The sequence below is a fragment of the Pseudomonas sp. MD195_PC81_125 genome (assembly GCF_014060985.1).
GTDB lineage: Bacteria > Pseudomonadota > Gammaproteobacteria > Pseudomonadales > Pseudomonadaceae > Aquipseudomonas > Aquipseudomonas parakoreensis.
The window spans coordinates 1-10,115 of sequence record NZ_JABULD010000774.1; the positions used below are offsets into that span (position 1 = coordinate 1).

General features: G+C 51.5%; 13 protein-coding genes. 6 read left to right on the plus strand and 7 right to left on the minus strand.

The genetic code is table 11. From position 1 onward, the window contains the following. A partial coding sequence (locus tag HT737_RS29045) for a phosphoethanolamine transferase (RefSeq protein WP_182404549.1) occupies positions 1–643 on the plus strand: 643 nt, incomplete at its 5' end. Between the two features lie 239 nt (positions 644–882). Here HT737_RS29045 and HT737_RS29050 read toward each other — a convergent pair. The 4 genes from HT737_RS29050 to HT737_RS29065 all read right to left on the minus strand — a co-directional run bounded on the left by HT737_RS29050 (position 883) and on the right by HT737_RS29065 (position 5,160). Beyond that, positions 883–1,368 carry an ATP-dependent zinc protease gene (locus HT737_RS29050; RefSeq protein ID WP_155416825.1) on the minus strand — a complete coding sequence of 162 codons (486 nt, stop codon included), beginning with the start codon at positions 1,366–1,368 and terminating at the stop codon, positions 883–885. Positions 1,369–1,459: 91 nt separating this feature from the next. Next, positions 1,460–2,374, minus strand: a complete 915-nt coding sequence (locus HT737_RS29055) for a cation diffusion facilitator family transporter (protein ID WP_042561907.1) — start codon at positions 2,372–2,374, stop codon at positions 1,460–1,462. 158 nt (positions 2,375–2,532) lie between these two features. Then, positions 2,533–2,889 (minus strand): zf-TFIIB domain-containing protein, encoded by a 357-nt coding sequence (locus HT737_RS32465; RefSeq protein WP_080896081.1) that lies wholly within the window; start codon positions 2,887–2,889, stop codon positions 2,533–2,535. Positions 2,890–3,066: 177 nt separating this feature from the next. Continuing rightward, the gene (locus HT737_RS29065; protein WP_047297379.1) at positions 3,067–5,160 is read right to left on the minus strand and encodes a heavy metal translocating P-type ATPase; all 2,094 of its coding nucleotides are present in this window, start codon (positions 5,158–5,160) and stop codon (positions 3,067–3,069) included. Here HT737_RS29065 and HT737_RS32160 point away from each other — a divergent pair. After that, a complete protein-coding gene (locus HT737_RS32160) occupies positions 5,102–5,626 on the plus strand; it encodes a hypothetical protein (protein ID WP_162184570.1) in 525 nt (174 codons plus the stop codon). The two genes, HT737_RS29065 and HT737_RS32160, sit on opposite strands and share 59 nt — an antisense overlap. 81 nt (positions 5,627–5,707) lie before the next feature. Here HT737_RS32160 and HT737_RS29075 read toward each other — a convergent pair whose 3' ends face one another. Then, positions 5,708–6,352 (minus strand): thioredoxin domain-containing protein, encoded by a 645-nt coding sequence (locus tag HT737_RS29075; protein WP_042561909.1) that lies wholly within the window; start codon positions 6,350–6,352, stop codon positions 5,708–5,710. Then, positions 6,349–6,789, minus strand: coding sequence for a disulfide bond formation protein B (locus HT737_RS29080; protein ID WP_047297380.1), 441 nt, complete (start codon positions 6,787–6,789; stop codon positions 6,349–6,351). Before HT737_RS29080 ends, HT737_RS29075 begins: the two co-directional genes overlap by 4 nt. A 95-nt stretch (positions 6,790–6,884) precedes the next feature. Between HT737_RS29080 and HT737_RS29085 the strand changes: the two genes are divergently transcribed. Beyond that, entirely contained in the window at positions 6,885–7,292 is a 408-nt protein-coding gene (locus tag HT737_RS29085) for a helix-turn-helix domain-containing protein (RefSeq protein ID WP_042562261.1), read from the plus strand. Positions 7,293–7,580: 288 nt separating this feature from the next. Here HT737_RS29085 and HT737_RS29090 read toward each other — a convergent pair whose 3' ends face one another. Further along, positions 7,581–8,213, minus strand: a complete 633-nt coding sequence (locus tag HT737_RS29090) for an antitoxin Xre/MbcA/ParS toxin-binding domain-containing protein (RefSeq protein WP_080963325.1) — start codon at positions 8,211–8,213, stop codon at positions 7,581–7,583. Positions 8,214–8,507: 294 nt separating this feature from the next. Between HT737_RS29090 and HT737_RS29095 the strand changes: the two genes are divergently transcribed. From HT737_RS29095 to HT737_RS29105, 3 genes are all read left to right on the plus strand, one after another. Further along, a complete protein-coding gene (locus HT737_RS29095) occupies positions 8,508–8,840 on the plus strand; it encodes a transposase (RefSeq protein ID WP_108184288.1) in 333 nt (110 codons plus the stop codon). Next, positions 8,837–9,172 (plus strand): IS66 family insertion sequence element accessory protein TnpB, encoded by a 336-nt coding sequence (gene tnpB, locus HT737_RS32165; RefSeq protein ID WP_042561913.1) that lies wholly within the window; start codon positions 8,837–8,839, stop codon positions 9,170–9,172. The genes HT737_RS29095 and tnpB overlap by 4 nt, the downstream gene beginning before the upstream one ends. A gap of 61 nt (positions 9,173–9,233) precedes the next feature. Beyond that, a partial coding sequence (locus tag HT737_RS29105) for an IS66 family transposase (RefSeq protein ID WP_182404550.1) occupies positions 9,234–10,115 on the plus strand: 882 nt, incomplete at its 3' end.

Here is a 10,115-nt window from a genome sequence, read left to right on the forward strand (position 1 = left end):
ATCAGGATTATGCAGAGCAGGCGAGTGTTACGACGAAGTCTTATTGCAAGACCTGCAAGCTTACTTGGATCAACAACAGGGTGATTCAGTCGTGGTTCTCCACATGAAAGGTAGTCACGGCCCATCCTACTACAAGCGCTACCCACGCGAATTCGAGCGATTTGGTCCCGTTTGTGATAATAACCAACTAGAGCGATGTACGCGCGAGAGCATAGTCAGTGCCTATGATAACAGTATCGTCTATACAGACTATGTACTTGGACAAACGATTGACTTGCTAAAGCGCAACGCTGAGCGCTTTGATACGGCTATGCTTTACGTCTCTGATCACGGTGAGTCTCTCGGCGAGAACGGGATATACTTGCACGGACTGCCTTATGCTATGGCGCCCAAAGAGCAGACTAGCATTCCCATGGTTCTCTGGATCTCCAAAAACATGCAATCTCGTCAAAAACTAGACGTTCAATGCTTGAGGGAACAGCGAGGCGCATCACTATCCCATGACAACTTATTCCATTCGATATTAGGATTGATGAATATCCAAACTTCGGCATATCGACCTGAGCTTGATCTGTTTAGCGCATGTCAATCCAAAGCCTTGGCCTCATTAAAACTTACTTCAATGACTGGCCAGCAGCAGTAATAGCAGCCAACTAGTGGCAAGAATGAAGTCTAAAGATCATCATTAAAATTAACGCACACTCCACTCAGAGCCATTCATATTAGAATGGTAAGTTTTCAAGCATCTAAAAAAACTGCGACCGACTGTCCGTCTTTTTATTTGACGATTCAGTCGGCCTTTGCAACACTCAATACGAGTATGCCTTCCAGGTGCTTTGCAAATAAAGTAACTCTAAAACTATAATATAAATATATTTAAAATTAACTGCAGTGGGGTTCCTCGGTGAATTTGCGCGAAACATCGACCGCTCCCAAAGCTTCCAATGTTCGGCGTCCTATCAGTACGGGATAGTTCATCTCGCCTCGATCTTTCAGAGAAAATTCCTCTTTATAAATTTTATCTCCTATGCACATCGTCATCATGACGACTGGACGATGTTCAGCGCCGCCGGCACCTCTAACTTTTACATTTCGTTCAATCCGTCGTTCGAAGAGTGCGCTACTCACCTTCTTAGTTTTGGTGTCTTTGACTTTAACGTTAAACCGAATCCATTCTTCTCCATCTTTTTGGAATCTTTTTAAGTCCTTCGCATCCATGGATGACGTAAGAGCCCCAGTATCCAACTTTATTTTCACGGCGATATTTTCTGGTAAAAGTATCCCTTCTTCAATCCACCCGAATACCTTTTCTGGTCTAGCCGGGCTCGACAAAACCGGCTCTACTGTTAGAGACAAAAGCATTATCATGCAGAGCACAATTTAAAATAATTTTTTCATTTTAACTAGCCCTCTGGGGTGGATCCCCGAAATAACAACTTGTCTTAAAAGTGGAACTCAATTAGTGGACCTTGCCTTCATAATCGTCAACTAATTGGCTATGGAAATCTGCTTTTTCCATTTGTACAGTAGTATGACTGATCTGAAACTCTTCACTCATAAGCGACGTGACTTCAGTTAAAATATCTTGTTCACTGCGGGAGGTATAGTCAGCGACCAGGTGAACGCTCATTACACTCTTACCACTGGTTAAAGCCCATATATGCAAATCGTGCACATTTTTTACTCCTACGATTCCGTATATTTTCGCCTCCACCTTTTGAATATCGATGCCCTCTGGAACGCCCTGCAGTAATATATTCATGCTTTCCTTGAGCAGTGACCAAGTCCTAGGCAGCACCCAGAATCCGATACCTGCTGCAACAAGTGAATCAACCCAACTCCAACCGGTGAAGCGGATTACAAGCGCTGCAATGATGACGCCAATAGACCCCACCATATCGCTCCAAACCTCTAAATAAGCGCCCTTCACATTGAGACTTTCCCCACTAGCGGCACTCAACAGACGCATTGAAATGAGGTTAACTATCAGTCCCATCACTGCAATTACTAACATGCCCGTCGACTGAATTTCTGCGGGGGCGTTAAGTCGAAGATACGCTTCATAGACAATGTATATAGCGACTAAAAACAACAAGACAGCATTGAATGTGGCTGCAAGTATTTCGAATCGTGCATACCCGAACGTGCGCTTCCTGTCAGCAGAGCGTTTGGCAATATGAATAGCCAGCAAGGATATTGCCAAAGCCACAACGTCTGTCAGCATATGCGCAGCATCCGACAGTAAGGCTAGGCTGCCCGTGACAAAGGCTCCGATGACCTCAGCAATCATAAAACTTGTCGTCAGGGCGAGTGCGATCCATAACATCTTTTCATGACCCGCACGTACTTGACCGTGACTGTGCCCTGAACTCATGATTTTTCCCCAAATGTAGCCTAATGAAGATCCAACGAGTGGACTGTAGAATATAAAGACCTACTAGCACCCAAACCGTTCCATATCATCAAACCAATCATTCAAAGGTGGATACTGGTTTGATGTAGTATTCAGATCATAAGCGAGAAATCGCCATCTTAATCAAATAGTTCCTGCAAAAACGATTTTTTGCGACTCGGTTGTCCCTGATGCCCACTTTGACTTTGATGGCCACCTTCTTTCCATCCACCGCTGTGGCTCCCTCGATCTCCATGACCATGCTTATTCCCGTACTGGTTGTAACCAGGTTGTTCTGCTGGCGTCGAACTTTGGACAGGTGATGTGAGGTTCTGTGGAAGCAATCTAACGGTCTCTTGTCGCTGACTACGCTCAATAATCTTGTCGAGTTCACCTCGGTCAAGCCAGACACCGCGGCATTGCGGGCAATAGTCAATTTCTATGCTCTGGCGCTCAGTCATTACTAAAGCTATATCTTTGCAGATAGGACATTGCATATTTAATTCCTTATGTGAGTAATCAATTTTGACAATGTAGCTTTCGAATCAATACCGCAATAGTTGTGGTCCATTGAATACCACAAGCGGGCTCGTCCCCATATCGGCGAAAAGAGCCATCCACAAAGTTGCTTGGCCGGGCGAAGACGCTTTTATCTTTCATCCTCACCTCGCGATCTACTTCTTTAGCAATCGAAGTCCATTGAGCACGACAAGTATGCTCACTCCAACGTCTGCAAAAACAGCCATCCACATGGTGGCCAAACCCATGAGGGTGAACACAAGGAAAATGGCCTTAATACCTAAGGCGAACAAAATGTTTTGCTTAAGAATCACAGCTGTCTCGCGTGACAGGCGGACGAAGGCCGGAATCTTGCGCAGATCATCATCCATTAAAGCAACGTCAGCCGTTTCAATAGCGGTTCCCGTGCCAGCCGCGGCCATGGCGAATCCGATCTGAGACTTGGCCAATGCAGGTGCATCGTTTATCCCATCACCGACCATCCCCACCACGTGCTTACGGCCCTTCAATTGATCAATTACTGAAAGCTTGTCGCTGGGCAACAAGTTTCCCCGCGCCTCATCTATCCCAACTCGTTTGGCAATCGCATCAGCCGTGTACGAATTGTCGCCTGTAAGCATCATGGTCTTGATACCCAATGCATGCAGCTCCTTGATCGCTGTCTGGCTTGAGTCCTTTACGGTATCGGCTACAGCAAACAACGCAAAAACCTGACTGGCGCTGGTCAAGGCTACGACTGTTTTGCCTTGGCGCTCCAGGCTAGTCAGAGATTCGTCCAACTGCGAAGTACCGAGCCCCAACTCCTGGATCAGTCGGTGATTGCCCAGGTAGAAGAGCTGGCCTTCAATCATCCCCTTTACCCCGCGACCGGGAAGGGCCTCAAAACTCTCCACTTGCAGGAACGTTGATGCGTCCGAGCCTTCGTACTTGGCAATTGCCTGTGATACGGGGTGATCCGAGCGTGCACTGAGGCTGGCGGCAACAATCTGAGGATGTACCTCTGAGTCTTCGGCTACCGGAATGTAGTCTGTCTGAACCGGTTTCCCATGGGTAATGGTGCCGGTTTTATCGAGCGCGACGAAACTCAGCTTGGCGCCTATTTCCAGGTAGATGCCGCCTTTAACCAAAATGCCTTTGCGAGCCGCTGCCGCCAGACCACTGACGATGGACACCGGAGTGGAAATGACCAGCGCACAAGGGCAAGCAACCACCAGAAGCACCAGTGCACGATAGATCCAGTCAGTCCACAATCCGCCCATAAACAGTGGTGGGAATACCGCAATCGCGACGGCGAAAAAGAACACCCCTGGCGTATAAATTTTGGCAAACTTATCAACGAACCGCTGGGTTGGAGCTCGCGAACTTTGGGCTTCTTCAACCGCGTGAATGATTCGAGCAAGGGTCGTATTGTTGGCCTCAGCTGTCACTCGATACTCGAAGGAGCCGGATTCGTTAATGGAGCCGGCATAGACAGGATCATCGACATCTTTTTCGATGGGCAAGCTCTCGCCCGTGATGGGCGCTTGGTTAACAGTAGAGTTACCAGAAGAGACTTTACCATCCAGGCCAATTCGTTCGCCGGGGCGGACACGAACCAAGGCCCCAATCTCGACCGTTTTTACATCGACTTCCAGCCAACTACCGTTGGGTTGGCGCACGGTAGCTCGTTCAGGGGTCAAGTCCATCAGCCCCTTGATCGCATTGCGCGCACGATCCAGCGATTTCGCTTCGACCATTTCCGCAACGGTGAAGAGAAACATGACCATCGCGGCTTCTGGCCACTGTCCGATCAACACCGCTCCGGTAACCGCGATGCTCATCAGCGCGTTGATGTTCAGGTTGAGGTGTTTGATCGAGATCAAACCCTTCTTGTAGGTCGTAGGCCCGCAGAGCACGATGGCGAACAAGGCTATGACCGCTATCACCCATTCAGGCGCGGAGTTAGTGAAGTGCAGGACTTCAGCACCCACGGCAGCGACACCGGAAAGCGCTAATGGCCACCATGTGCTCTTAGGTGATTCCGCCTGGGGAAGGACTTCTGGCGTATCTGCGCTGGTTGCATTGCCATTAGCCCTCAAAGGTTCGGCGTGCATGCCCAGCGATAGCACTGCTGCCTCGATACCCAAGGTGTCGGGTAGCTCGTGCCAGACAGCCATCGTGCGGTTCATCATGTTGAACTCGAGCTTTTGAATGCCGCTCATCTTCGCGAGCTTGTCCTCGATCATGGTCTGCTCGGAAGGACAGCACATCTGCCCAATCCTGAAACTGCTGAAACGAGTCGCTTCGTCGGTATTGGTGGGAGACACGTTTTCGATGCCGACTTTGGGACTACCCGCAGCAGATGGTGGGCAGCAAGCATCGATAAAAAGGTCATTATCAACCGTAGCAGCAGGCTGGCTCGGCTCGGCAAGGCTGTACAGGGCAGATGGCGGTGCTACGACAGCGCAGTTCGATTTACTGATATCGGAGCCGGGGGAGCAGCAACCCGCGCCCTTTACTGAAGAAGGCGCTGAGCTGACGTCCAAAGTTTTCGCGGAGCAGCAACTACTGTTGGACTGTGCTGTAGTTGTATTACACATAGTCGCGGCAGGTGCACAGCAGCCGGTCGGTGCTGCCGGGTCAAATACCTCAACGGCGGCGTCACTTTTCGGTGTTTGTTCATCACCGCAACAGCTTTTCATAAAGGCACTCTCCACAATTTATTGTGAAGAGTGAACACCCTATAGCCACTATAAGGTCAAGCGGATTGTCGAGCCCGGTGAGCTTTTTTCATTCCGCATTCCGCACGCGCCCTTATTAACGAGCTTGGTTGATTTCGCTCCAAATCAGATCGTAGAGCTGTTGAGCGCCGAAGTTAGTCAGGGGTTTACCGTTAACGAAAAATGTCGGTGTTCCCTTCACACCTACAGTTTTGGCATCAGCGGCATCTCTTTCTATCGTGGCGGTGATCTCCGGCGACATCATGTCCTCACGAGCCTTAGCCACGTCCAAGCCCGCTTGGGCCGCTACGTCCCAAGCTGCTGATGCTTTCGCATCGTCATGCCACTGCGGTTGAGCAGCGAGGACAGCTTCAAGTACCGGCACAAAAACACCCTGCTTACGTGAAGCCTCGAGCAGACGTATGGCTTCTTCAGACCCTACGTGAAGCTTCACATAGCGCAGCACTAAGCGAACATCGCCTGGGTGTTGTGACATCATCTTTTTGACGATGGGGTAGAAGGCACGGCAGCTTTCACAAGATGGATCGAAGAATTCTACGATTGTCACCGGGGCGTCGGCAGGGCCGAAGCTTGGTGAGTTAAACCGCACTAGCGCGCTGGTTTGCGGTACAGGTGCTGTAGCCTGGGGCACAGTGGCAGCACGATTGTAGAAAAATGCTGCGACGGCAAAGCCTACGATGGCTAGCACGCTGATGGAGAGGACGACGGCGCGTCTGCTCATACGGTAAATCTCCGACGGATAAGAACGAGAAAAATGATCAGCAGGCTGAACGCGCCCAGCGATAAAAGTGGCAGCGGAACACCACTGAGGATGGTCATGTCGGCACCGGAGCAGGAAGGGCCGGCCCCGCAAGGTTTGATGCTTTCAGGAATCAGTCCGAAATAAAGCAGGTTGTGATACAGAGCGATGAGCCAACCCATGACTGCTAATGGCAGTGCATAGCGCCAAACACCGGTGTCCGATAAACAGCAGGCGACGCCCAATACCAGGACGAGTGGAAACATGAAGGCTCGTTGAAACCAACAGAGCACACAGGGCAGTTGCCCCATGACTTCACCAACGAATAGCACGGCGATTGTTGATACCAGAGCAAGCAACCAGGCACAGAGCAACAGCGCCCAAGCTCCGGATTGATGTTGTTTTAAGGGGGCTTCCATAGGATTCAGTCCACTTTTCTATTGAGCGCACGCAGATTTGCTTATCGCCTAAGGCGCGTAGAATGAAGATTCTAGCAACTATAAGGTCAAGCGAAATGAGTTCGACCAAATACACAGTCGGTGATCTGGCGAAGGCGACTGATACCAAAGCGGTGACCATCCGCTATTACGAGCAGGTCGGCCTCCTGCCTTCTGCAGGGCGTTCAGCATCAGGCTATCGCTTCTACACCGACGAGGAGCGCGACCGTCTATTGTTCATCCGACGTAGCCGCACACTGGGCTTCAGCCTTGACGATGTTCGAGAGTTGCTGGGCTTTGCGGATAACCGCGACGCTTCCTGCGCCAGGGTGGACGCAAAAATCGAGGGGCAGTTAGAGCAGGTTCGAATGCGCATCCGAGACCTGCAAGGCTTGGAGGTGGAGTTGGAGCGTTTGATTGCTTGTTGCGAGGGCGGCGTGATCGAGCAGTGCCGTATTATCGAGTCGATGTCCAATCCCCGTTAAGGATGCTAACCGGCCACCCCACAATTTTGGCGGGAGTCCTGTTGAATGAACTGATCATTTATATCGACTATGTGGTGGTTTCGACTCCGTCTTGGCGGTATCAAGAGTCGCAGGTGCAATGACGTAACGCACGCCGTTGAGGGATGAACCAACGCTTGGGCTTTGATGCCTATACCGGCTAGAGCGTTTGCGTTGATCATAGTGATTGACTCTCAGATTCAGTGATAGTCATAGAAGTGGGCATGCTGCTGCCCGTTATTTCCGTCCACACTGTTAACTGTGGCAGGATTAAAATGACATGCCTTCAGACACCTGAATCAGCATTTCTTCAACTAGATGTGTGCCGTGAGACGTAGTGACCATTGCCAGTGGGCTTTTTCCCAAAAAACGGGCTTTGGGTTTGGAAAGCCATTGTTTGGCCTTCCCTTCGTCCCCGAACATGATCTCGGCCATGGCGGTAATGTGTGCGAACCGGAACAGGCGATCGCTCTCATCCGACGTTAAAAGCTGATCGCTTGCCAATTTTGTTTTGAGCGTTTTGGGGTGAATGATTATGTCGCGTTCTTGCGGATTTACGGTGCCATCAGCACAAAGCGATGAAATCAGGCCGGCCGAAAAGCCAGCTACTATCATGTCGTGAATGTCTTGATCCGAAGCGTTGGAAGGGATATGGAGATACGCAGCCAACCGCTTGCGGTAAGCATGATAGGCATCCTCACGCAGGACTCCAGCAAACATCGGCCGTACTGATATTGCACTGTTCATGGGCGTCAGCACTAATGTGCCATTCGCTATCGTTAGCTCTAAATGATCACCAACACCTAACCCCATTTGGTCAAGCAACTCTGGAGGTAGGTCAATGATGATGTCGCCAGTACCGTCCTCAGTATTCTGGCACTTGACTATCCAATGCTCGCTCATGATTGTCCGGCCCTCATCCGCGACTAGAGAATGACACACATCATTATGCTCGGGCGCAGAGCTGACCAAAGGAACGTGCACTCCTCCAGTAGACATGCACTGCCGCTGCTCGAACGCCGGATAGCGAGTGCAACAGCAAAAAATGGGGCAATGGCTTTGCCGCCTTTCCACCGTCACATGGTTACGAGCTTGGTAACCGTCCGGCCAAGTCATCTACCCAGCCCTGCAAAGCGAAGACATGGTGTGCACTTAAATTAAGTGGACACCAGTTCTAGCCTTTTAAGCGGGTATTTCATGCAGCCAACACGCCGTTCCTATTCCAAATCCTTTAAAGCCCAGATCATTCAAGAGTGCGCCCAACCAGGCGCTTCGGTTGCCAGCGTCGCGCTCGGTCATAGCCTCAACGCAAACCTCGTCCACAAATGGATTCGGCTGCAAGCGCAGAAAATCCCGGCGCCGCCACCTGCATTTATTCCGTTAGCCATGCCGCTGGCCGGGGCGAACTCCCATCCAGCATCATCGAATATCTGCGTTGAAATACAGCACCCGCGCGGCATCATCAAAGTGAACTGGCCCACTGAAAGTGCTGCCGCCTGCGCGGCTTTTCTTCGAGATATTCTGCGATGATTCGCATCGACTCTATCTGGCTCGCCACCGAACCGATGGACATGCGCGCAGGCACCGAAACGGCGCTAGCCAAGGTGATCGCGGTGTTCGGTGCGGCGCAGCCGCACTGCGCTTATCTGTTCGCCAACCGTCGCGCCAATCGCATGAAAGTGCTGGTGCATGACGGCTTCGGAATATGGCTGGCGGCGCGCCGGTTAAACCAAGGCAAGTTCCACTGGCCTGGCATTCGCCATGGTTCTGAGATGGAACTGGATGCCGAGCAACTTCAAGCATTGGTGCTGGGGCTGCCATGGCAACGCGCAGGTTCTGGAGGCTCGATCATACTGCTTTAACGGCTGCCATTAGCCTATCGGTCTATCGTCGCGAAACGCCTGCTCTGGCAAAGTCCGGCGTATGACTTCTTCGCCCAATCTCGACCAACTGTCTCCCACTCAACTGCGCGTCCTCGCAGCGCAGTTGCTCTCGCAAGTCGACACTATGGGCAAGAAAATCAACCGTGATCAAACAGTCATTGAGAAAGTGACCCATGAGATCGCCCAGCTCAAGCGTTTGAAGTTTGCCAAGCGCAGCGAGCAGATGAATCCTGAACAGGCCAGCCTGCTAGATGACCTGATCGATACTGATATCGCGGCGATTGAGGCCGAGCTTCAGGCGTTGCAAATAGCACCAACGGCGACCGAGGAAAAGCAAAAGCCCAAGCGCACGGCATTGCCGGCAGAATTTCCGCGAACGTTGATCCATCACGAACCGGACAACACTCACTGCCCATGCGGCTGCGCCCTCAAGCGCATAGGTGAGGACGTTAGCGAGAAGCTGGACTACACGCCCGGCGTGTTCACCGTCGAGCGCCATGTCCGTGGCAAGTGGGTCTGCGATAACTGCGAAACGCTGATCCAGGCACCGGTTCCGGCGCAGGTCATTGATAAGGGCATCCCGACTTCGGGCCTGCTCGCACAGGTCATGATCGCCAAGTTTGCTGACCATCTGCCGCTTTACCGTCAGGAATCGATCTTCGGTCGAGCGGGCCTGGCGATTCCACGTTCAACCTTGGCTCAATGGGTTGGCGTGACCGGAGTTCAGTTGCAGCCGCTGGTCGATGCGCTGCGCGAAGTAGTGCTTGGGCAACAAGTCATCCACGCAGATGAAACACCGGTGCAGATGCTCATGCCGGGAACAAAGAAAACCCATCGCTCCTATGTGTGGGCCTACGCTACCAGCCAGTTCTCGGATGTGGCAGCGGTGGTTTATGACTTCAGCTCCAGTCGCGCCGGAGAG